Consider the following 22,388-nt stretch of genomic DNA (forward strand, 5'->3'; position numbering starts at 1 on the left):
TTAGAGAATAAAAGTTTTAATTAAATAGGGCCCAAACGCATTTAAAAGAATCACCAAAGTCAATGCGAGAATCATACTGATGGCGATGGTTAGTAAGATTTCCAATCCAATAATATTAAATATGGTACTTTTGGAGCTGCCAATGCGTTTCATGGTGTGAATTTCGCCACTGCGTAATTTTATGGATAGGCTAAACACCAAGGTCACGATGACTAAAGTGGCTAAACCAATACTTAAAGCCGCAAGAAACAAGAGGTTTTTTACTGAAATAACTGTGTCTAATAATTCCTCCATGATTATGGTTGGAACGACAATTTGTAAATTATTCGGATGGTTTTCAAAGCGACCTCTTAAAATTAAACCGTCTTTTTTGGATTTCGGATTGACTAAAAGTGCCTGAACTGGGAACGCGTCTGGATTTCCATGAAAATGAAAGGAGGCAATGTTTTCCGGTGTAATTTCATTATAAGTTAACACAGCAGGACTGGCAATAGCTGTATTTTTTGTTTTTGAGAGAAGTAAACTATCAGCTGTACTTTCTGAAACATCATCATGACCATGAGCAAATCCCGAAATAACCCAAGTGGTTTTAATATCTGTAAATACCGCTTCGTCATCGGCTGTATTTGTGTGATTTAAAATACCAACAACCGTCATTTTTAAGGGGTAGCTTCCTGAAACATCAAAAGCGCTTTTGGGTGAAGATATTACGGTCTCGCCAACGTTTACACCTAAAGTTTCGGCTGCTTTACTTCCTAATACACATTCGCCCAAGATAGCCATAGAACGACCAGCTTGAAATGATGTTTTACGAAATTTAAAATAACTAGTAGCTGTTCCTACAATAGGAAATTCCTTGACATAATATTCTAAATGAAGTGGAATCACATCACCTAAATTGGTCTCTGTAATTTCGCTAACCGTTTTAAACGGAATGGCCTCAAGACTGTTTGCTTTAAAATATAAGCCACTCAAACTCAATTCGGTTTCGCTGCCTTTTGCACCTATTAATAACGGTGTGCTTTCAGCACGAGCCATCATGTCTTTGGAACCCTTATTAGATAAGGTGTTTAAGCCTAAAGGAATAAATAGCACAAAACTAATGGAAAGGATGAGTATGGTAGTTTTCACCCAATGATATTGCAAGTATTTCCATGCTAAAAATAATTGATGCCTCATGAGATGTACGTATTTAAATCGATGACTGTTTTAAAACGTGGCAACACATCATGATCATGTGTTACTACCACCAATGTGGTTTGACTATCTTGGCAATAAGAGGTTAATATATCTATAATATTATCACGATTTGTAGGATCTAGATTGGCTGTAGGCTCATCGCATAAAAGTACTTTAGGTTCTGTTATTAAGGCTCTACAAATAGCCACCCGTTGCCGTTCGCCTTGCGATAAATTTTTAGGATAGCGTTTTAGTTTGTCCCTTAGTCCCACACGTTCGGCTAATATTTCAGCACGCTTTTTAACATGAATATCTAGGGTGAGCATATTATTAATACGATATGGTAATAGGATATTCTCAAAAACCGGTAAATAGTCTAACAATTCAAACTCTTGAAAAATGAGTCCCATGGAAGCAATTCTAAAATCTTGACGTTCGTTTTTATTGAAATCTGAAAGTGTGATATCGTTTATAGTGACAGTTCCAGAATCGGGTGTTAAAATTCCAGAAATAAGATTGATGAAAGTTGTTTTTCCACAACCACTTGGACCAATTATAGCCGTTTGTTGCCCTTTTTCAAGACTCAAATTTTTTAAGCTGAAAACAAAATCGCTTTGTGGATATTGAAACTGTATGTTGCTGCAGGTTATCATTTATTATTCGCTGAAATTATGGTTCTATCTTCACTCGTAAGTGTCATGTTTGAAATTTTCCAAACATTGTCACTTATTTTCAAAGTAATTTCACCAAGATACTTATTTTGTCTGTAATGTACATGCTGTAAATGTCTCACTCTGGCTGTAACGGTCCATTCTGTTGGATATTTAAAAACGGTTGCTAAATCGTCTGTTGGTAATCGTTCACCAATATTTGAAACGACCACGGTTTCCACGGTCACTTCAGCACCATCTTTCAACCCCATGGTTAAGCGTCTTCTGCTATCTAAATACACATTATCTACAAGTGCGCCTTCTAAATTATTAGAAAGGATAGTGAAAAGTTGTGTTTCATCTTTTAAATTGAAGGCCGTGTAGGCATTGGTTAGAATTCGTTGGGTTATTTGTTGGACTTCAGCCTGTGTCGGTTCTTCAAAAACATGCCAAGGATTAGAAGCTTTAATTGTAATAGGAATTAACAAAAGTGCCAAGCCTAAAAATAAATAACTTAACATGGGTTTTTTACGTTCCATATTCATGGCTTTATGGATTTTTTTATAACGAGGCCAAGCTACCCAAACCAGTATCAGGAGTATGATAGAAAGCACCGGAAGGTGTAATAAACCCATAGTGAAATCTGTTTGAATGGTTTGAAATAGTTCTGAAGAAAAGCCTTGAAACCAAATATAAATCAAACTTAAAAAGATGATTAAGGTGATAATGAATTTATAAGGTCTTGACTTTTCCGAAGTCGTTTCAGTTTTAACACGTAAAATATTCGTTAAAAACAACAGTAAAATAATAAGATATCCAGTGGTTTGACCTAATGCAAATGATAGAGAATCTCTAGTATATTCGGCTAAAAGCATTCCTGTTAAAATTCCAGCTAAAGTTAGAATAAAAAGTTGAAACAGTTTTGTTTGTAGGCTAGTATAAGAATAACTTAAAAACAAAAACCAAATACAGCCTAACAAAATTGTAAAGGCAAACGGTATTTGAATTCCTTGAAAGCCAAAACTAATTCCTAGGGCTAAAGGCGCTAAAAAAAGCATGGTTTTTACCAAGGTGTTGCCATGGTTTATTCGCTTCAAACTAAAACTGGCAACTAGGGCAAAAACGATTAGTACCAGAGGCAAATTTGGTAGCATAGAAGGAGCTGTGATATACAAACTGCATTCATAAATTAAAAAGGCAAACGATAGTATGCCAACAGAATAAGCAAAAATTGGTTCGGTTTTGTTTTTGAATAAATATGTCAAGAGAATTATTAGTTCTTTTAGCATTAAAACTATAAGTTCTAGACCTAATAAAACGCCTAGAATCATGGCTGTTAAATATGTGATAACATCACTGGAGGTAAAACCTGTTAAATCTGTATGTGGACTTAAAACACCCCCATAAGCTAATCCTAATAACAAACTAAAGGTTGCTGTTGTAGCGTCTTTAAAGGCTGTTTTTGGTAGCTTTAAAAGGTTGAACGCACTAAATAAGCTCGTTAATAATAGTATAAAAGCGAAGTGATATTTGGAGAATACTAAATATTCCTGAATGCTCAACCAAAGTCCTAATAAACTAAAAACACCAAAAATAATGAGGAGCTTTTGAAGGAATCGATTGGTTAAAAATGGTAATAAAATTAAAAGAAATAAGTAGAAAACATTGAACGATAAAACCAGTTGAATCCCATTTATAAAGGCCTCCTTGGTTAAGCTTAAAAACGTTGGAGGAGCCGGAATCATGTAAAAAGCACTTGCAGGACTTAATTTGGTATCGTACGAGCGACCATTTAATAAACTTAATTTAAAAAACACATCTGTTGGACTGCCTAATAAACCATCAATACCAATTTTCAACCCTGAAATTTTATCAGGATCACAACTCACACGCCAGGTCATACGTTTGGTATTATTGTCGCCTTCAATTTTAGGTTCATCTAAAATGGTAAAGGCATCGGGAAAAACGGGATGGGCTTTTAGTACTTTCCCATTTATAACTGGGAGTACAAAAAACACCTCGTAAATGCCAGGCGATATTTCCGTAATTTCCAATCGTGCAGGAAAGGTGATGTCTGCTTTTAATGCCAAAGGCGCCAATAAGCACAAACTAAAAATTGAAATCGCTAAAAAACGCTTGAGGCTATTTTTCATTGAAGAATTCTTTTATTTCTCCTTTGTAAATAATCTCATATTGTTGCATAAGTTCCGTGTAAAATTGCTCTTTAGCAGCATCCTTACCTTCATATTGCAGTTCACGTAATAATTCGTTTTTTACAGCTTCTATTGGTAGCGGCTCTTCAGGATTTACCTGACTAATATAAACCAAATGACTTCCAAAAGATGAGGCGATTGGTCCTTGCCAGCTGTTTAAAGGTAATTCTAAAAGTTGCTGGCTTACATTTTCGCCAAGTGTATAATCTATTTTATTGGTAGCAATGTTTTTAAAATTGGATTCTAACATAATGGATTCACCTACATCAGAAACATTGTCAGGAGTTGTGTTATTGGCGTTTAACTGGTTTTTTATTGCTACTAAAACGTCTTTAGAATTTTCAACTTTATTGCTGAAATAAATTTGTGAAAATGTTATTTCTGCTGGTTTTAGGTATTTTTCCTTTCGCAATTCGTAATAGGCTTTTAAATCGTCTTCTGTAATGTTTTCAGAACTTCCTTGACTTTCCGCAAGCATATTCATTTGCATAATCAATGAGCGTTTTACACTGGCATTATTTTCATCTAAATGTTGATTTAAGGCTTCCTGATATACTACTTCATCTCGAACATAATTTTCTAATACATTTTGAAATTCTTCTTTAGTAGGTGGTCGTTGCCATGTTTTTTCCCAAGAGGCTAGAATATGGGCGAAATCTGCATCATTAATAATAATACGTTTGTCTTCTTTTGAAGGGAGTTTGGCGCCAAAAACAGTGATTAAAATGATTCCAAGGAGTAATCCGAAAATTAAAATATGAATAACGGGATGATTTAATAACTTGTTCATTTTTAAGTTTAAGTATAAAAATTGAAAAATAGGTAAATTTACAAATTGCTACAAGTTTTCATCTAGAAATGAATATAAAACAAACCAAATCTAAGTATTGTTTTTTTTATTGAACTTGTAACCTTACAGAACAATTATTATTCGTCTTCAAAAAAATAAAAAAAGCCTAATGTTTAAAGTAAAGGAAGGATGTTTTTAATTTTACAATAAAAAATATGTTCTTAAAATTCTGTTTATCTCGAATTAGTAAGGCGCATTATTAGTTATTAGAAACATTTTTTTTTATTTTTTATTTGTGATATCACTTAAGAATAAATAATTAATATCTTCGCTTTTATGGCACAATTTATCATGAATGAGCAGCTTATTAAAAATTTAGATTTGTTTGTGAATCAAGAATTTTTTAGCAAAAAATTAATAGATAATATTCCAGGAGTATTTTATGTTTATAAAGAATACAAGGGTGTGTTTCGTTTGTTTACTTGTAACAAACAACACTTAAATGTAACAGGTTATAGTGCTGAAGAGTCTTTTAATAAGCTTCCACTATTTTTTGTTGCTGAGAACTCAAAACAATCTATTATAAATGGTGTAAGCAAAATAAAAACTCAAAATTACGTAAAAGAAGTATACGCTAATTTTCTTACAAAATCTGGCAAAGAAGTTTCTTATGTATTCGAAGGATATGGGTTTAATTACAAGGGCGAAAGTTACTTTATGGGAGTTGGTTCAGATATTAGTGCTTTAGCACAAGCTTATAAAGATTTGAGTAATGAGCGTTTAGAACGTGAACGAAAAGAAAAAGAATTATTAACTCTCACTTTAAAAGATAAGCAAAAAGAAGATGTGTTGGCTTCAATTTCTAAAAAATTAGATGATTTAAAACAAAATGCAAAAGACCAGGTTGTGTTAAAAACTATATCAAAATTGTCAGAAGAAATAAATAGTACTTTTTTGTTTTCTGAAGATAATTGGCACAAATTCGAGCTGCTGTTTAATAATTTACACAAGTCATTCTATGAAACTCTTTTAGACAGTCATCCAAATATTACAAAGTCTGAACAGGATTACTGTGCACTAATTAAATTAAAAATGAATACAGAGCAAATTTGTAACACATTAAATATCTCTAAAGAAGGTTTAAAAAAGAAAAAATACCGTTTAAAAACTAAGTTAGGTTTGGATAAATCTAAACGATTAGAAACATATATAAATAAATTTTAATGTCCTCTTAATGTCCTCTTTTTAGTTTGTTTTTTTTCTTAAAAATGTGTTAATTTTGTTATGTTAAATGAAATATTGGGGAGTGCCTTTATTGATTTTTATTATTTTTTAACTTAAAAACATTAATATGAGAAAAAACGGAATTTTAACTGCTCTATTTACGTGTGGTATTGTAGTAGGCTTATTTGCTCAAAATAAACCTAATATTTTAGTCCTTTGGGGTGATGATATTGGTCAGTCTAATATTAGTGCCTATACTATGGGATTGGTGGGCTATCGAACACCAAATATTGATCGCATTGCAAATGAAGGAATGATTTTTACAGATTATTATTCTGAGCAAAGCTGTACGGCAGGACGCTCTACCTTTATTTTAGGACAAAGTGTTCTTCGAACAGGGTTAAGTAAAGTTGGGATGCCAGGAGCAAAAGAAGGTATTTCAGAGAAAGATCCAACCATTGCGGAACTATTAAAGCCTTTGGGCTATGCAACTGGGCAGTTTGGAAAAAACCATCTAGGAGATCGTGATGAAATGTTACCAACAAATCATGGTTTTGATGAGTTTTTTGGAAATCTTTATCATTTAAATGCTGAAGAAGAGCCAGAATTGAGAGATTATCCAGATCCTAATAAATTTCCAAATTTTAAAAAGAAATATGGGCCTAGAGGTGTTATTCACTCGACAGCCGACGGTAAAATTGAAGATACGGGACCCCTAACTAAAAAAAGAATGGAGACTATTGATGATGAGTCATCAGATGCTGCCATTGCATTTATTAGAAAAACGGTAGCTTCTGGGAAACCTTTCTTTGTTTGGTGGAATGGAACACGTATGCACTTTAGAACCCATGTTAAGCCTGAATTAACAGGGATTTCTGGTCAAAATGAATACGGCGATGGTATGGTTGAACACGATATGCACATTGGTAAATTCTTAAAGGTAATTGATGAATTAGGGATTGCAGACAATACTATTATTCAATATGGTACAGATAATGGACCACATAAAAATACATGGCCAGATGCTGGTGTAAACCCATTTAGAGGTGAAAAAAATACCAACTGGGAAGGTGGTTGGAGAACACCTGCTATGGTGCGTTGGCCTGGTAAAATTAAAGCAGGTTCTGTATCAAATGAAATTATGTCTGGTTTAGATTGGATGCCTACATACGTTGCCATTGCAGGAGATGCAAACATTAAAGAAAAATTATTAAATGGACATACTGCTAATGGAAAAACTTTTAAAGTTCATTTAGATGGTTATAACTTTTTGCCTTTTTTAACTGGAGAGACAGATAAAGGACCTCGTGAAGAATTGTTTTATTTCTCTGATGATGGTGAATTAATGGCACTACGTTATAACGATTGGAAAGTAACATTTATGCATCAAGAATCTCCAGGAACTCTAGATACGTGGTCAAAACCAATGGTAACTACAAGAATTCCTTGGATATATAATTTACGTAGAGACCCTTATGAATTTGCTACAATAACTTCAAATACATATTGGGATTGGTATTTAGATCATGTGTTTTTATTACTTCCAGCTGCTGAATATGTCGGTAAGTTTATAGCAACATTTGAACAATATCCTCCACGAATGAAAGCTGCAAGTTTTAATTTAGGTGACACCATGGAAGCTTTATCTTCTCCCAAAAATAATTAAAACTTAATATTACTATGAAAAAGCAATTCAAAAAAATAATAGAATAATATTATATATTAATAAAAAGCTGATCTCATTTATTTAAATAGATCAGCTTTTTTACTTATGTCTAGATATTTTTTTGACTGTTTTTTTATTTACCATCAATTGTTAAAAAGACTCTTTTCAATATGACACCACACGAAGCTATTCTAAGCCTAAAATCAAAAATGTCCGAATCCATCATTGGACAAAATCAATTGATAGATCGTTTGCTATTGGTTTTATTAGCAGACGGTAATATGCTACTTGAAGGTTTGCCTGGGTTAGCAAAAACGCGTGCTATAAAAACTTTGGCCAAACATTTGGATTGCGAATTGAGCAGAATTCAATTTACACCCGATTTATTGCCATCAGACATTACAGGAACAGAAATTTATCAACCTACAGAAAAGGAGAAGTTCCTGTTTCAAAAAGGACCTATTTTTAGTAACCTTGTTTTGGCCGATGAAATTAATCGTGCTCCAGCAAAAGTACAATCTGCTTTATTAGAAGCCATGGAAGAACGTCAGGTAACTGTTTCTGGAAACACCTATAAAATGGCAGAATTGTTCATGGTTATGGCTACCCAAAACCCGATTGAGCAGGAAGGAACTTACCCATTGCCAGAAGCACAAATGGACCGATTTATCATGCATGTGGTTATTGATTATCCAGATGATGCTTCCGAATTAGGGATTCTACGTTTAAATAAACAAGAGAACGATAAATCCTTTAAAACTGAAGAAAATGTAACCATTTCACAACAGCATATATTTGATGCTCGTACTGAAATAAATAAAATAAAAGTAACAGAGGAATTAGAAAAATACATGGTGAGTCTTATTGCTGCTACCCGTTTTCCAGAACGTTATAATAAAGAATTACGCGATTTAATCGATTTTGGAGCGAGTCCTCGTGGAACTATAGCATTAGACCGTTGTAGTCGTGTAAATGCTTGGATGGAAGGCAATAATTTTGTGTCGCCTGACAATATTCATAATGTGATTAAGGATGTATTACGACATCGAATCGCTTTAAGTTATAAAGCACGAGCAGAGGGTATTACAGTAAATCAAGTTATTGATAAAATTATTGAACAAGTAGCTGTTGTTGCTTAATAATTCATTATTACTTTAATAGCTTTCCATGAAAAAACCTGTTGAAAATAAGAATGTGTTTTTAACACTCGAACATCTTTTAAAGTTTGAATGGCTAAATACCGTTTTAAATTTTAAAATAGGTAGTCAGAAATCTAATAGTATTTTATCAGGTCGTTATACTTCAAAATTACGAGGTAGAGGCTTAGATTTTGAAGAGTCCAGACCTTATGTTAGAGGTGATGATATTAGAAATATCGATTGGAATGTTACGGCCAAAACAGGAAAAACACACACTAAGGTATTTACTGAAGAAAAAGAAAAACCCGCTTTTGTTTTTGTCGATCAATCAGCAACAATGGGGTTTGGGTCTACACATAAAACCAAAGCCGTTGTGGCTGGAGAGCTAGCTGCAATTGTTGCTTATAAAATATTAAAAGGAGGCGATAGAATAGGAGGTATGGTTTTTAAAGGTGCCGATTACGATTTAATTACCCCCAAGCGAGACCGAAGAAATATCTTGCAGTTTTTTCAGAAAATTGTAAATGCCAATAAAGCCATTTACGAACATAAATCATTTGATTTTTCAGATTCTTTAAGTCAAATGGCTAGCAAACTTCGGAATATTATTACCCATGATTTTATGGTGGTCATTATTAGCGATTTTTATAGGTATGACCCACAAACTATTAAGCATTTAAGCGAGATTTCAGAACATAATGATGTGATTTTGGTTAAGATTTACGACCCTTTGGAAGTCGAATTGCCAAAAACAAAAATGACCTTGAGTAATATTACCCATCAACTTCAAATGAAGGGCAACAAAAAAGTAGTTGCCAATTTAGCTTCAGATTTTGAAACTAATTACAATAACTTTAAATCGGAGGTTGAGAAATACAATATCACCCTTTTTAAAATTAATACCGTTGATAAATTAGAAAATCAATTGGTTCAATTGTTTAACAGGCAAACACAACACTAGACTTGAGCTTTTATTCAATATATATCGCATTTAATCAAGATCCGGAAGTACCACCGTTAGAGTTGGGCAACATCATGGAACCAGCGCCTATTCCGTTTTCTTTTGACACTACAGGTTGGAAAGTGTTGTTTGTTGTATTAGTTGTTTTATGTGTTTACTTATTGTACCGTCTTTATTTAAACTTCAAACACAATCAATACCGACGTGATGCCGTTGCAGAAATAGTAGCACTAAATCAAGATGCTAAACTGCCAGAATTGGAATTTATAACCAAATCTGTTTTTATTTTAAAACGTACAGCATTACAATCCTATCCTCGAGAAAGTGTTGCTTCGCTTCAGGGTAATGATTGGATAGCCTTTTTAGACAAGACTAAAAGAGATGTTAATTTCAGTAAATACAAACAGGATATTGCTAATGCTGTGTATTGTGAAACTTTTAATAATACAAATTTTAATAAAGAAGAATTTTTTAAAATGTCACTAAAATGGATTAAAAATCATGCCTGAAAATTTTCATTTTGCATATCCCTTGGTGGCACTTTTAATTCCGCTACCACTACTCATTTATTGGTTGTTTCCACCAATTAAGAACCGGAGTAGTGCTTTAAAATTTCCTTATTTTTCAAGAGTTGCAGAAGTCACCAATCAGAAACCAAAAAAAGCATCTTTTATTAAAAAAAGGAACTGGTTTAGTTGGATGATTATGTACAGTATTTGGTTGTTGCTATTATTAGCTTTGGCTTCACCAGAATTAGTAGGCAAGCCCGAAAAGAAAATTAAAACAGCTAGAAACTTCTTAATTGTAGCCGATATTAGTTTTAGTATGGCTAATACAGATTGGGTTCTCGACGGAAAAAGAGTCACGCGTTGGTCTGCAGTAAAAGATATTATGCGTGAGTTTATTGGCAAGCGAAAAAGCGATCGGATGGGCTTGGTTTTCTTCGGAAGTAACGCCTATATTCAAGCGCCTTTTACGTCTGATTTGAGAACCATTCAAACCATGCTAGATGAAGCTGATGTAGGGATGGCTGGACAAATGACAAACATTGGGAAGGCCATTGTAAAAGGGATGGATTTGTTTGAAAGAGATACCATCCAAAGTAAAGTTATGTTGCTTTTAACCGATGGGGTAGATAGTGGCGAAGAAATTTTACCACTAGATGCAGCCAATATGGCCAAAAGAGATTCAACTATTATTTATACCGTTGGAATTGGTGATCCTGGAAGTTCAACATCCGATTTAGATGAACGAACACTTATAGAAATTTCTGAAATGACTGGTGGAAAATATTTTAGAGCTAAAGATGCAAAAGCTCTTGAAAATATTTATACAGAATTAGATACTTTGGAACCTATAGAATACGAGGAAGAAAGCTTTGTACCTAAAACTCTATTATACTATATTCCTTTGGGAGTAGCGTTGGCTTTGGGAGCTTTTATTGTTTTAATTAATAATTTAATCTTGTTATATAAACGTTTTCGGAGCAATTCATGATTGAGAAACTCAAACATATCGATTGGGATAAATTCCATTTTTTAAGACCAGAATATATGTGGTTTGCTATTCCATTAGCCATTATTGTGTTTTTGGGAATATTGGCTTATGCTGAAAACACATCATGGAAAAAACATATTTCCGAGCATTTAAGACCTTTTGTTATTCAAAATGGAACTTCTTGGAAGTCACGTATGATTCATTTTTCATTGTTTCTACTTTTCGGAATCGGCTTTTTAGGCTTTCTCGGACCTACTTGGGAAGAGGTGAAAGAGCCCACTAAGAAGTTGAAATCGCAATTGGTTATTGCTTTAGATTTATCTCAAAGCATGCTCGCAACCGATGTTTCCCCAACCCGATTGGAACGTGCTAAATTTAAAATTCAGGATTTCTTGGAAGCCAATCCGAGAGCCGAAGCTGCACTTCAGGTTTTTGCAGCATCTACACATACCGTCGTGCCATTTACGACAGATTATAAAATTATTTTAGATCATTTAGATGGTTTAAAACCTAGCATGATGCCAAAACGAGGCACAGGATTCGATAATTTATTTGCGAATCTGGACAGCCTTTTTGTAGATAATAAAGCCGAAGGAAAGATATTATTATTCACAGATGATTTAGAAGGCTTAGATGTTCAGAAAGTGAGTGCTTTCATGCAGCAAAATAATGTGGTGCTAAATGTGTATCCAATGGCAACTATGGTTGGAGGCAATGTACCTTCATTTTATAATCAGAAATACCCTTTAAAAATTAAAGGGAAAATAGTGACTTCAAAACGAAATCAAGCTGTTACTGATAATTTAGCAGGAATTAAAAATGTACATGTTTTAGATATGTCCTTAGACAATAGTGATGTAAAATTATTAGCTGAAGAAATTAGTAAACATTTAATTTTTGAAGAAAAACCCAAGGACGATGAAAAGAACTGGCAGGATAATGGCTATTGGTTAGTGATTCCTGTTCTGTTTTTATTTATTTTTAGTTTTAGAAGAGGATGGGCAATTTATAGCGTTTTGCTTTTGGTAAGTTTATCATCTTGTACAAAAGTTCATGATGCGAAAGATTCCGAAAAAATATCTTTTAAAGATTTATGGTATACCAAAGCCTATCAAGGTCAGCAGGCTTATGACAAAGGCAATTATGCTTCGGCCGCTAAATTATATGAGGATCCATTACATCAAGGCGTGTCTTATTTCAAACAAGGAGATTATTTAAGTGCTAAAACTGCGTTTGAAAAAGATAGCTCCAAAACAGGTGTGTATAATTTAGGGTTGACCTATGCTAAATTAGGAAATTTGGAAAAGTCTCAAGAAATTTTCGAATCGCTTGTTGCGAAAGACCCCACTTTTGATGAGGCTCAAAATAATTTAAATCAAATTAATCAAGCGATCTTAGCTAGTAAAAGTTTTGCGCCTGAAAATGCTGAATTAAATGAAGAAAAGCCTAATGCTAAAAATAAAAAGAACGATTCCATGGAAGATTTAAGTGGTGGTGGACAGAAAGCTACAAAAAAAGACATGGAAAAGCAGCGTATGGAAGAAGAAACAACGACAGATAAACGTATGGGGAAAGAATTAGATGAAGTTCCTGAAGATTTTAAATCGGGTGAAGGAGGTGTTCCGAAAAACGTTCTAATGCGTAAAGTAGATGATGATCCTGCATTGTTTTTAACTAAAAAATTTAAATATCAAATAAAGAAAAAACAAGTAAATGCCGAAGAAACACCTAATTCATGGTAGATAAATTGAAATATATCGTTTTTCTAATGTTTGCTATAAGCGTTCAAACATATGGACAGCAGCTTATTAGTTATGTGTCTGTAAACCATAGTACGGCATATATTGGTCAACCTGTACAAATGACGGTTTCTGTATATTCTAATACCTGGTTTACTTCTGGAATTGATGTTGGGAATATACAAGTGGAAGGTGCTTTGACGGTATATTTTCGATCTGTTTCTAATAGCAGAACTTTTAGTGGGAAAAATTTTTCTGGGGTTGATTTTATTTATAATCTGTTTCCAACCAAAGCTGGTGAAATAACCATTCCAGTACTTACCATTCATGTGGAATCTCCAAAACCAGGAGGATATAAAGGCTTGAAACATGTAATTCATACCAAATCAAAAACAATTCAAGTAAATGATGTTCCTGTGGGGTATGACCCAAATAATTGGTTGGTATCAAGTTCACTTAATGTTTATGAAAACTGGAACACTTCTCTTAAGAATGTTAAGGTTGGCGATGTGTTACAAAGAACCATTACACGTACGGCAGCTGGAACCCTCTCTGAGTTTATTCCAGAAGTAGTTTGGGATACTGTAGCGGGTACCAGTATTTACAAAACACGACCAAAAACTCATACGACCAAATCTAAAACAGCAGTTTCAGCTAAGCGTATAGAAATGGTAAACTATCTTTTTGAAAAAGAAGGAGAGATTGTATTGCCTAAAATTGAATTTGTGTATTGGAATTATTACAATAAAAAATTCTATAAGAAAGTTATTGATTCTACTGTTATTCAAGTAGCGCCAAATGCTGATTTGAACATGTTGGCTAGTATTAAAAAGCAATTAGAAGGAGAAACAGAAGAACCAGAAGTAGTAGAAGATAAACCCTTTCTAATTATAGGGATGACGCCAAGGCGTTTTGTTTTAATAGTTGCTTTGAGTTTTATAGGACTATTTTTATTTTTTAAATTCATTAAATGGTTAGTTCCCTTTAGTAAGAACGCCAACCAGAAATATATTCAATCTGAAAGGTATCTTTTTGCTAAAGTTGAAAAAGCTGCTAGACAAAAAGATGCCCGAAAATTTATAGAACAGCTTACTAAATGGATGTTACATTTAAATATAGATGATCACAGTTTTGATTATTTTTTAAAGTTGTTTGGCACCGATGAACTTAAAAAAGAATACCATAAGTTATTGAGTAATTTGTATCAAAATGAATCGCAGGTATATTTTGATTCAAGTCTATTATTGACTGCCTTAAAAGCCTCTAGAAAAGCTTATTTTGAGGAGTTAGAAGCTAAGCGACAAGTAAAAACTGATACGGATTGGTTAAACCCAACAAGTTGAGGAATAAAAAAGGCTAAATTTTAAATTTAGCCTTTCTTAAAATATTATTTCATGGGTTTAATTGGAAACTTTTTCATTAATTTACTCACGTTTTTTGGAATTGTTTTATCTCTTTTTTGACTCTTTTCCTGTACATCCGTAGTCATATCACCTTGCCAAATTAGTTTCTTTTCTGCAGTATCATACATGTCAATAACTAGCGTTCCTACTCTGTATTCATTTTCAGAAACTGACGTGCTAGCTCCTAAACCACCACCTCCATAAAATCCTCTACCATAACCCCATCGTCCTGCGTAGCCCATACCTCCGTTAAAGTCTGTATAAGCTGTGTAGTTCGACTTTTTATTAATTACCAAGTATAGCGTTATAGTTGCATCTCCATTGGTTTCAACTAAATTAATACCTCTAGATTTAAATTCGTTTGTTAAAGCATCTGTTATTCTTTTCTTGTCGAAATCGTTTAATTGCTGGTCACTATCTTTTTGCCAACCACCAAAACTTATTGTTTTGTATTTTGTGAAATCTGTGCTTTTATCGTAGTCGCTGTTTACTTGAGAATAAACATTACTGGTGAAAATTACGGTAGCAAACAAGATGCTAAAGGTTTTAAATAGTGTTTTCATGATGTTAGTTTTATAATTTATGTTATTTAAAAGAGAGAACAATAGATAAATTTACAAAAACTGACAGAAAAAATATGAATCTCTCTTTTTTTTATTTTTTAATTTTTTGCAAAAAAAAACAATGTGATTATTGCAAACTTTTAGTTTGTTACCATTCATTAATCCTATTTGAATCCAGTTTGATGAAAATAAATAGTAAAATGGTGAAACCCCAAAGACCAGAGCCTCCATAGCTAAAAAAGGGAAGCGGAATACCAATGGTAGGAATTAAGCCCATAACCATTCCGATGTTAATCATAAAATGAAAGAAGAGTATGGAAGCTACACTATAGCCATACACTCGACTGAATTGCGATTTTTGTAATTCGGCAAGATGTAATATTCTTAATAATAATAACACAAAAAGTACTACAACAAAAGTGGTTCCTGCAAACCCCCATTCTTCGCCTACAGTGCTAAAAATATAATCTGTATGTTGTTCTGGAACAAATTTTCCAGTGGTTCGGGTGCCTTCTAAAAAGCCTCTTCCGGTTAATCCACCCGAGCTTATAGCTTTTTCAGATTCGTAAAGATTGTATAAAATATCACGACGCATGTCTGCAAGTTTAGTAGGGTCGTTTTCCAGTCTTAACCACAAACTAATTCGGTCTTTTTGATGCGCTTGTAAGATGTTTTCATAAAAAAACTGAATTCCAAAGCTTAATATTAAACAAGCGATTATAGTGAAAATTGTTTGTATAATTCTCGGTTTTTTTCGTCTAGTAAAATGATAGGCTACTATTAATATGGTAACAACTATTCCTGTTATTAAGGCACCAAACTTTAAAGAACTTACCGAAATGATTATGAGTAACAACCCAATAGTTAAGTAAATTTTTGGCAAGCCTTCTCTGTAAAAAACAAAAAAGAAGGAGGCGTATACCACAGTACTTCCTGCATCGTTTTGGAGCAAGATTAAAACAGCTGGGATTGCAATAATTATAAACACTTTTACTTGATCTTTAAAAGATCTGATGTCTGTTTGTAAATCGCTTAAAAATTTTGCGACTGCAAGGGCTGTAGCAGCTTTAGCAAATTCGCTTGGTTGTAGTGTCATACCTCCAATGCCATACCAAGAGGTTGCTCCATTAACATTTTTACCAGCAATAAACAAACCCACTAAGGAGAGCATAGAAAGGATGTAAATAATACTAGAAAATCGTTCGTAAAATTTAGATTCTATGGAGAGAATAAGAATAATTAATAATATGGTTAGAAAAATAAACATCAGTTGTTTTCCGTAGGGTTGAGAAAAATCAAAATAATCGATGGTTTCTCCAACATGAGATGCAGACAAAATATTTAACCATCCAAAACCAACAAGTAGCATAAAAATTATAATGCTAATCCAATCGAATTTAAAATGTCTGTTTGTCTCTCTGTACATTATCTGTTAATTGTAAAAGGTTTTCCTGAATATGGTTTCATGTATTCATCCTCTAAACTTTTTTCTAAAACAAGTTTTTCCATTTGTTTTAAAGTAATTTCACCTTTTAGGTATTTTTCAATCATAAGACTAGCAATTCTTCCTGCCCAACGTGCTCCATAATAACCGTTTTCTACAAAAACCGCCAATGCAATCTTTGGGTTGTCTTTTGGAGCGAAAGCAACAAATATTGAATGGTCGGTTAATTGCGTTCTTTTTCCATCTATAATGGTGAAATTTTCTGCTGTACCAGTTTTTCCACAAATTTCAATATCTGGAACTTTAAGAAACCATGCTGTTCCGTTGTTATAAACATCATGAAGTCCTTCAATAACTGGGTCGAAATGTTTCGCATCAATGGAGGTTTGTTTTTTAGTCGTATATTTTTCGTCTATAGGTTCACCATTTATATGTTTTATTATATGTGGTGTGTAATAATATCCTTTGTTAGCAATGGCTGCTGTGGCATTTGCTAACTGTATCGGTGTTACTAAAACTTCTCCTTGACCAATAGAGTTTGATATAATTGTAGTGGCTCCCCAATTAAAATCAGGATACCATTTGTCGTAATAGGCCCCATTAGGCATGTTTCCTTTCTTACCAATAGCTAAATCGTAGCCTAAGAAGTCTCCAAACCCAAAACTTTTCATATGATTACTCCAAATATCCATAGAATTTCCAGCATCAGGATACATGTCGATACTTTTTCTAAAAGCATTTGCAAAATAGGAGTTACAAGATTTTGCGATACCTAAAACCAAATCTCTTTTGCCTCCACCACAATGGCACCCCATGGGTTTTCTACCACCATAATTGTAACCACCATTACAGAATACTGTAGTTTGTGGCGTAATGGCGTTTTCTTGTAAGGCAACCAGGGCAACAAATACCTTAAATGGCGAACCAGGTTCGTGCATACGTAACAAGCCTCTGTCAATTAAAGGCCTATTTATGGTGTCGTTATATAGTTTTGTGAAATTTCTAGAACGTTTTCTTCCTACTAATAGATTAGGATCATAAGTTGGAGCAGAAACTAGAGCGAGTATTTCTCCTGAGCTGGGTTCAATAGCAACAATGCCACCATGTTTCATTTGCATGAGCCTTTCGCCATATTTTTGAAGTTCGGAATCTATAGAAATTGTGATGTCTCTTCCTTGTTTTGGTAGGGTGTCGTAAACTCCGTCTTTATAAGGTCCAATGTCTCTGTTAAACCTGTCCTTTTGAATAAATTTAATGCCTTTAACTCCTCTTAGTTCTTCTTCGTAAGACAATTCAACACCTTGTTTCCCAATTAAATCTCCCATGTTATAATATGGGTCATTTTCAATTTGATAAGGTGTTGCTTCAGCAATATAACCTAAAACATTAGCTCCAATAGTTGTTTGATAATCTCTTAAAGAACGTTTTTGTATATAAAAACCTTCGTATTTTCTCATTTTTTCTTGAAGTGCTGCATAATCTTCTTTAGATAATTGGGGTACAAATACAGACGGTAATCTAGGAGAATAATGATAGGCTTTTTTATAGATTTTATTGAATTGTTCTTTGTCGATTTTTAAAAGCGAACAAAACTCAAGAGTATCCAATGGTTTTACTTCTCGAGGAATAACCATGACATCGTAAGATGGCTGATTCGATACCAAAAGTTTTCCATTTCTATCGTAAACAAATCCTCTTTTTGGATAATCGTAAACTTTTCTAATGGCATTATCGTCAAACAAGTTATGTCCTTCCAAGTTGTAAACCTGTAGGTAAAAAAGCCTTCCAATAAAGGTAAGACCTACTATAATGATAATAATGAAAAGTAAAAATTGTCTCATTAATTCCTCCGGCTAAATATAACAGTTGTTAAAATGCATAATATAATAGTGAATATACTGGAGAATAACGTGTTTTGGAGTATTAAAATTATTTTTGAAAAGTTAAAAATTTCTAATGAAAACAAAATAAAATGATGAATCAGAATTAAAATAGCAAAATAAGTAAGTTTCGATCCAAACTCTACATTGCTAAACTTCATGGTTTGATGATCGTAAACAGCACCAAAAGAAAATTTTAAAATAAAAGGACGAATAAATGCTATTGATACAGAAGCTGCAGCATGTACTCCACCAGAATCTAAAAATGTATCTATAGTTAATCCTAGTAAAAAGCTTATTAGTATAAAAATAACTCTATTGTTTTTTAATGGATATAATAAAATAAATAAAATGTAAGGATATGGATTTATATACCCTAAAAAGTTTATATGACTTAACACCAATACTTGCAATAACGCTAGTATGATAAATCGAAATGTATGTGTGAATATAATACTATTCATTGGTGTTGTTAATTAGGGCATTTATTTCGTTTGCATCTTTATTTTCAATAATATAAACATGCTCCAAACTTGTCATGTCGTTAAACAATCGAATATGAATGACATAGTAATTTTGTGATGTATCTAGGTTGAAACTATCTATGGTTCCAATAGGAATGTTTTTTGGAAAAATGGATGAACGTCCAGAGGTAATAATAGTGTCTCCAACTACAATTGGAGCAATTTTAGGAATTTCTGTTAATTGAACTAAATAAGGCGATTTCCCATTCCAGATCAAAGATCCAAAGTGATTTGATTTTTTCAATTGTGCACTAATTCGACTACTTGTATTTAATATAGAAATTACAGTTGCATATTTTTTGCTTGTCTTGTCTACAATACCAACTAATCCTTTGGGAGAAACTACGCCAAAATCCTGTTGAATACTATCTCTTCTTCCTTTGTTTAATAACAATACATTATTACTTAAGGAATAGCTGTTTTTTATAACTACAGCAGGAGAAAATTTATATGATGTACCAGAGTAAGTACTATCTATAAATGTTTTGCTTATAGTGTCGGTTTTATTGAATAATATAGATTTTAATTGATTGTTCTCTTCTTGAAGTAGCGTGTTCTGTGTTCTTAAATTCAAGTATTCACTGGCATCATTTATAGAATTATAGATGCCTCCAGACAAAAAGTTTGCCGAATTTATAAATTTACTTTTATGGTAAGAATGCGATTGAATAGTGAAAACAAAAGCAAGAGAAAACAACAATAAGTATAACAAAAACGATTTGTTTCTTATGATGAAGTTTATTATTTGCTGCATTTGTTAAGGCTATTTTATCAAGACGCTTTTGTATTTAGGTAAGTTTTTAAGAGTAATTCCTGTACCGCGAACAACAGCTCTCAAGGGATCTTCTGCAATGTAGACAGGTAAGTCTGTTTTTTGAGACAAACGTTTGTCTAAGCCTCTTAACATCGAGCCACCACCAGCAAGATATATTCCTGTGTTGTAAATATCTGCTGCTAATTCGGGTGGTGTTTGAGATAAGGTTTCCATAACAGCATCTTCAATACGTAAAATGGATTTATCTAAAGCTTTTGCAATTTCTCTATATGAAATTTGAACTTGTTTTGGTTTTCCAGTTAATAAATCGCGTCCTTGAACACTCATGTCTTCTGGAGGAAGTTCTAAATCTTCAGTAGCCGCACCAATCTGGATTTTTATTTTTTCAGCAGTACGCTCTCCAACATATAAGTTGTGCTGAGTACGCATGTAATAAACAATATCGTTTGTAAAAACGTCTCCTGCAATTTTAACAGACTTGTCGCAAACAATACCACCAAGTGCAATCACGGCAATTTCAGTAGTTCCACCACCTATATCCACAATCATATTTCCTTTAGGTTGCATAATATCTACACCAATACCAATAGCTGCTGCCATAGGCTCGTGAATTAAATAAACTTCTTTCCCATTAACACGTTCAGCACTTTCTTTTACGGCACGCATTTCAACTTCTGTTATTCCTGAAGGAATACAAATAACCATACGTAAAGCAGGTGTAAAAAATTTCTTTTTTAAAGCAGGAATATTTTTGATAAACATGCTTATCATTTGTTCACTAGCATCAAAATCTGCAATCACACCATCTTTTAATGGTCTTATGGTTTTAATATTTTCATGCGTTTTTCCTTGCATCATGCTGGCTTCCTTACCAACAGCAATTATTTTTCCAGAAATTCTATCTCGTGCAACAATAGACGGGCTGTCTACAACTACTTTATCATTATGGATAATAAGTGTGTTTGCAGTTCCTAAATCTATTGCTATTTCCTCGGTTAGGAAGTCAAAAAATCCCATGTGTTTATGTTGTTTATTTGAGGGTTGTTAATCAAATCTTGTAAATGTAATAAAAGTTATGCAATAATTATCTTTGCTTTTCTTTTTGATTTTTATTATTCGATAAGATACTTTCTTATTAAATGAAATAATCTCAATTTAATGTTTAAAATGGCGTGTTCCAGTAAATACCATTGTAAGATTATGTGCATTGCAATAATCGATACTTAATTGGTCTTTAATAGAGCCGCCAGGTTGAATTACAGCTGAAATACCAGCATTATCTGCAATCTCTACACAATCAGGAAACGGAAAAAAAGCATCACTTGCCATAACAGCTCCTTTTAAATTGAAATTAAAAGATTGCGCTTTATGTATGGCTTGATTTAATGCGTCTACACGACTGGTTTGTCCTGTTCCACTAGCACATAATTGTTTGTTTTTTGCTAAAACGATGGTGTTAGATTTGGTGTGTTTGCAAATTTTCGATGCAAATATTAGGTCTTCTAACTCGCTTTCTGTTGGTTTATTGTTTGTGGCATTAGATAAATCTGCAAGCGTGTCTGTTTTATGGTCTCTATCTTGAACCAGAACTCCGTTTAAACATGTTCTTACAGTGGTTTGAGGCAAGTCAATATTTTTTAAAACCAATAAGATTCTATTCTTTTTTCCTTTTAATAATTCTTCAGCTTCAGATGAAAAAGAAGGTGCAATAACCACTTCGCAGAATAGCTTATGAATTTCTTCAGCGGTTGCTAAATCTATTTCAGTATTGCTTATTAAAATACCACCAAAAGCAGAAACAGGGTCGCCAGCTAAAGCATCTAAATAGGCCTGATAAACAGTTGTTCTTTGTGCAAAACCACAGGCGTTGTTATGTTTTAAAATGGCAAACGTTGGTGCTTCTCCTTTAAATTCGTTCATTAAATTAACAGCTGCATCTACATCTAGCAGGTTATTGTAGCTTAATTCTTTGCCATGAAGCTTGGTGAAGATATCGTCAAAATTTCCAAAGAAAAACCCTTTTTGATGCGGGTTTTCTCCATAACGTAACACTTGAGCTTGTGTTTCGCTTATCTTTAAAGTTGCTATTTCATGATTTTTATTGAAATAATTAAAAATAGCCGAATCGTAATGTGAAGACACATTAAACGCTTTGGCTGCAAAACGTTTTCTTTCGTCCACGGAAGTTTCACCCTCCTTTTCTTGAAGTAATTCTAAAAATTCGCTGTAATCTTCAACCGAAGACACACAAATAACATCTGCATAATTTTTAGCTGCAGCGCGAATTAAGGAAATACCACCTATATCGATTTTCTCAATAATATCTTGATTGCTAGCTCCAGAAGCAACTGTTTTTTCGAAAGGATATAAATCGACAATAACTAAATCGATTTGTGGGATTTCAAAATCGATTAATTCTTTTGCGTCACTTTCGTTGTTTTGTCTGTTTAAAATACCTCCAAATACTTTTGGGTGTAAGGTTTTTACACGACCTCCAAGGATAGAAGGATAAGAGGTAACATCTTCTACAGGGACTACTGGAATATTTAAATCTTTTATGAATTTTTCTGTGCCACCAGTTGAATAAATAGTGACGTTTTGCTGATGAAGCTTTTTTACAATAGGTTCTAATCCGTCTTTGCTAAAAACAGAAATTAAAGCCGATTTAATAGTTTTGTTGTTGCTCATTTTAGTTGTGTTGTGTGTCTGTACATTCTTCAAAAATTAAAATTTATAAGAGT

Annotated in this window: 19 protein-coding genes; 8 read left to right on the forward strand and 11 right to left on the reverse strand. The window is 33.3% G+C overall.

All coding sequences use genetic code 11. The features are described 5' to 3' along the window. From ACI5KZ_RS11985 to ACI5KZ_RS12000, 4 genes are read right to left on the reverse strand one after another with little or no spacing between them, the layout of a single operon-like run. Nucleotides 1-1,179 carry an ABC transporter permease gene (locus tag ACI5KZ_RS11985; RefSeq protein WP_406847747.1) on the reverse strand — a complete coding sequence of 393 codons (1,179 nt, stop codon included), beginning with the start codon at nt 1,177-1,179 and terminating at the stop codon, nt 1-3. Beyond that, nucleotides 1,176-1,832, reverse strand: coding sequence for an ABC transporter ATP-binding protein (locus tag ACI5KZ_RS11990; RefSeq protein WP_406847748.1), 657 nt, complete (start codon nt 1,830-1,832; stop codon nt 1,176-1,178). The genes ACI5KZ_RS11985 and ACI5KZ_RS11990 overlap by 4 nt, the downstream gene beginning before the upstream one ends. Further along, nucleotides 1,829-3,982, reverse strand: coding sequence for a hypothetical protein (locus ACI5KZ_RS11995; RefSeq protein ID WP_406847749.1), 2,154 nt, complete (start codon nt 3,980-3,982; stop codon nt 1,829-1,831). The genes ACI5KZ_RS11990 and ACI5KZ_RS11995 overlap by 4 nt, the downstream gene beginning before the upstream one ends. Next, the gene (locus tag ACI5KZ_RS12000) at nt 3,972-4,832 is read right to left on the reverse strand and encodes a peptidyl-prolyl cis-trans isomerase (RefSeq protein ID WP_406847750.1); all 861 of its coding nucleotides are present in this window, start codon (nt 4,830-4,832) and stop codon (nt 3,972-3,974) included. Before ACI5KZ_RS12000 ends, ACI5KZ_RS11995 begins: the two co-directional genes overlap by 11 nt. A gap of 336 nt (nt 4,833-5,168) precedes the next feature. On the opposite strand from ACI5KZ_RS12000, the gene ACI5KZ_RS12005 reads away from it, so the two are divergent. The 8 genes from ACI5KZ_RS12005 (at nt 5,169) to ACI5KZ_RS12040 (ending at nt 14,401) form a co-directional block, all read left to right on the forward strand. Beyond that, nucleotides 5,169-6,056 carry a hypothetical protein gene (locus ACI5KZ_RS12005; RefSeq protein WP_406847751.1) on the forward strand — a complete coding sequence of 296 codons (888 nt, stop codon included), beginning with the start codon at nt 5,169-5,171 and terminating at the stop codon, nt 6,054-6,056. A gap of 127 nt (nt 6,057-6,183) precedes the next feature. Continuing rightward, the gene (locus ACI5KZ_RS12010; RefSeq protein WP_406847752.1) at nt 6,184-7,722 is read left to right on the forward strand and encodes an arylsulfatase; all 1,539 of its coding nucleotides are present in this window, start codon (nt 6,184-6,186) and stop codon (nt 7,720-7,722) included. A 170-nt stretch (nt 7,723-7,892) separates the two neighbouring features. Continuing rightward, nucleotides 7,893-8,861, forward strand: coding sequence for an AAA family ATPase (locus tag ACI5KZ_RS12015; RefSeq protein WP_406847753.1), 969 nt, complete (start codon nt 7,893-7,895; stop codon nt 8,859-8,861). A gap of 28 nt (nt 8,862-8,889) precedes the next feature. Further along, a complete protein-coding gene (locus ACI5KZ_RS12020) occupies nt 8,890-9,822 on the forward strand; it encodes a DUF58 domain-containing protein (RefSeq protein WP_406847754.1) in 933 nt (310 codons plus the stop codon). 2 nt (nt 9,823-9,824) lie between these two features. Further along, the gene (locus ACI5KZ_RS12025; protein WP_406847755.1) at nt 9,825-10,331 is read left to right on the forward strand and encodes a DUF4381 domain-containing protein; all 507 of its coding nucleotides are present in this window, start codon (nt 9,825-9,827) and stop codon (nt 10,329-10,331) included. Beyond that, nucleotides 10,324-11,319, forward strand: coding sequence for a VWA domain-containing protein (locus ACI5KZ_RS12030; protein WP_406847756.1), 996 nt, complete (start codon nt 10,324-10,326; stop codon nt 11,317-11,319). The genes ACI5KZ_RS12025 and ACI5KZ_RS12030 overlap by 8 nt, the downstream gene beginning before the upstream one ends. Next, nucleotides 11,316-13,061 carry a vWA domain-containing protein gene (locus tag ACI5KZ_RS12035; protein WP_406847757.1) on the forward strand — a complete coding sequence of 582 codons (1,746 nt, stop codon included), beginning with the start codon at nt 11,316-11,318 and terminating at the stop codon, nt 13,059-13,061. Before ACI5KZ_RS12030 ends, ACI5KZ_RS12035 begins: the two co-directional genes overlap by 4 nt. After that, the gene (locus ACI5KZ_RS12040; protein ID WP_406847758.1) at nt 13,055-14,401 is read left to right on the forward strand and encodes a BatD family protein; all 1,347 of its coding nucleotides are present in this window, start codon (nt 13,055-13,057) and stop codon (nt 14,399-14,401) included. Before ACI5KZ_RS12035 ends, ACI5KZ_RS12040 begins: the two co-directional genes overlap by 7 nt. A gap of 44 nt (nt 14,402-14,445) precedes the next feature. On the opposite strand, the gene ACI5KZ_RS12045 is transcribed toward ACI5KZ_RS12040, so the two are convergent. From ACI5KZ_RS12045 to purH, 7 genes are all read right to left on the reverse strand, one after another. Continuing rightward, a complete protein-coding gene (locus ACI5KZ_RS12045; protein ID WP_406847759.1) occupies nt 14,446-15,024 on the reverse strand; it encodes a DUF4136 domain-containing protein in 579 nt (192 codons plus the stop codon). Nucleotides 15,025-15,172: 148 nt separating this feature from the next. Continuing rightward, nucleotides 15,173-16,450, reverse strand: coding sequence for a rod shape-determining protein RodA (gene rodA, locus ACI5KZ_RS12050; RefSeq protein WP_406847760.1), 1,278 nt, complete (start codon nt 16,448-16,450; stop codon nt 15,173-15,175). Beyond that, nucleotides 16,450-18,309, reverse strand: a complete 1,860-nt coding sequence (gene mrdA / locus ACI5KZ_RS12055) for a penicillin-binding protein 2 (protein WP_406847761.1) — start codon at nt 18,307-18,309, stop codon at nt 16,450-16,452. The genes rodA and mrdA overlap by 1 nt, the downstream gene beginning before the upstream one ends. Then, complete coding sequence (locus ACI5KZ_RS12060) at nt 18,309-18,812, reverse strand: rod shape-determining protein MreD (RefSeq protein WP_109309706.1); 504 nt, start codon at nt 18,810-18,812, stop codon at nt 18,309-18,311. Before ACI5KZ_RS12060 ends, mrdA begins: the two co-directional genes overlap by 1 nt. Then, nucleotides 18,805-19,626, reverse strand: a complete 822-nt coding sequence (gene mreC / locus ACI5KZ_RS12065; RefSeq protein WP_109309705.1) for a rod shape-determining protein MreC — start codon at nt 19,624-19,626, stop codon at nt 18,805-18,807. Before mreC ends, ACI5KZ_RS12060 begins: the two co-directional genes overlap by 8 nt. Before the next feature lie 9 nt (nt 19,627-19,635). Beyond that, entirely contained in the window at nt 19,636-20,664 is a 1,029-nt protein-coding gene (locus tag ACI5KZ_RS12070; protein WP_109309704.1) for a rod shape-determining protein, read from the reverse strand. A gap of 138 nt (nt 20,665-20,802) precedes the next feature. Then, nucleotides 20,803-22,335 carry a bifunctional phosphoribosylaminoimidazolecarboxamide formyltransferase/IMP cyclohydrolase gene (gene purH, locus ACI5KZ_RS12075; protein ID WP_406847762.1) on the reverse strand — a complete coding sequence of 511 codons (1,533 nt, stop codon included), beginning with the start codon at nt 22,333-22,335 and terminating at the stop codon, nt 20,803-20,805. Between the last annotated feature and the right edge of the window lie 53 nt (nt 22,336-22,388).

The organism is Xanthomarina sp. GH4-25, from assembly GCF_045363175.1.
Taxonomy (GTDB): Bacteria; Bacteroidota; Bacteroidia; order Flavobacteriales; family Flavobacteriaceae; genus Xanthomarina.

Excerpts from the sequence above, each read along its gene's own strand:
- ACI5KZ_RS11985 (WP_406847747.1), bottom strand. The coding sequence starts at position 1,179 with ATGAGGCATCAATTATTTTTAGCATGGAAATACTTGCAATATCATTGG.
- rodA (WP_406847760.1), bottom strand. The coding sequence starts at position 16,450 with ATGTACAGAGAGACAAACAGACATTTTAAATTCGATTGGATTAGCATT.
- ACI5KZ_RS12045 (WP_406847759.1), bottom strand. The coding sequence starts at position 15,024 with ATGAAAACACTATTTAAAACCTTTAGCATCTTGTTTGCTACCGTAATT.
- mreC (WP_109309705.1), bottom strand. The coding sequence starts at position 19,626 with ATGCAGCAAATAATAAACTTCATCATAAGAAACAAATCGTTTTTGTTA.
- ACI5KZ_RS12000 (WP_406847750.1), bottom strand. The coding sequence starts at position 4,832 with ATGAACAAGTTATTAAATCATCCCGTTATTCATATTTTAATTTTCGGA.
- ACI5KZ_RS12020 (WP_406847754.1), top strand. The coding sequence starts at position 8,890 with ATGAAAAAACCTGTTGAAAATAAGAATGTGTTTTTAACACTCGAACAT.
- ACI5KZ_RS12015 (WP_406847753.1), top strand. The coding sequence starts at position 7,893 with ATGACACCACACGAAGCTATTCTAAGCCTAAAATCAAAAATGTCCGAA.
- ACI5KZ_RS11995 (WP_406847749.1), bottom strand. The coding sequence starts at position 3,982 with ATGAAAAATAGCCTCAAGCGTTTTTTAGCGATTTCAATTTTTAGTTTG.
- ACI5KZ_RS12060 (WP_109309706.1), bottom strand. The coding sequence starts at position 18,812 with ATGAATAGTATTATATTCACACATACATTTCGATTTATCATACTAGCG.
- ACI5KZ_RS12040 (WP_406847758.1), top strand. The coding sequence starts at position 13,055 with ATGGTAGATAAATTGAAATATATCGTTTTTCTAATGTTTGCTATAAGC.
- ACI5KZ_RS12030 (WP_406847756.1), top strand. The coding sequence starts at position 10,324 with ATGCCTGAAAATTTTCATTTTGCATATCCCTTGGTGGCACTTTTAATT.
- ACI5KZ_RS11990 (WP_406847748.1), bottom strand. The coding sequence starts at position 1,832 with ATGATAACCTGCAGCAACATACAGTTTCAATATCCACAAAGCGATTTT.
- ACI5KZ_RS12010 (WP_406847752.1), top strand. The coding sequence starts at position 6,184 with ATGAGAAAAAACGGAATTTTAACTGCTCTATTTACGTGTGGTATTGTA.
- ACI5KZ_RS12035 (WP_406847757.1), top strand. The coding sequence starts at position 11,316 with ATGATTGAGAAACTCAAACATATCGATTGGGATAAATTCCATTTTTTA.
- ACI5KZ_RS12005 (WP_406847751.1), top strand. The coding sequence starts at position 5,169 with ATGGCACAATTTATCATGAATGAGCAGCTTATTAAAAATTTAGATTTG.
- mrdA (WP_406847761.1), bottom strand. The coding sequence starts at position 18,309 with ATGAGACAATTTTTACTTTTCATTATTATCATTATAGTAGGTCTTACC.
- purH (WP_406847762.1), bottom strand. The coding sequence starts at position 22,335 with ATGAGCAACAACAAAACTATTAAATCGGCTTTAATTTCTGTTTTTAGC.
- ACI5KZ_RS12070 (WP_109309704.1), bottom strand. The coding sequence starts at position 20,664 with ATGGGATTTTTTGACTTCCTAACCGAGGAAATAGCAATAGATTTAGGA.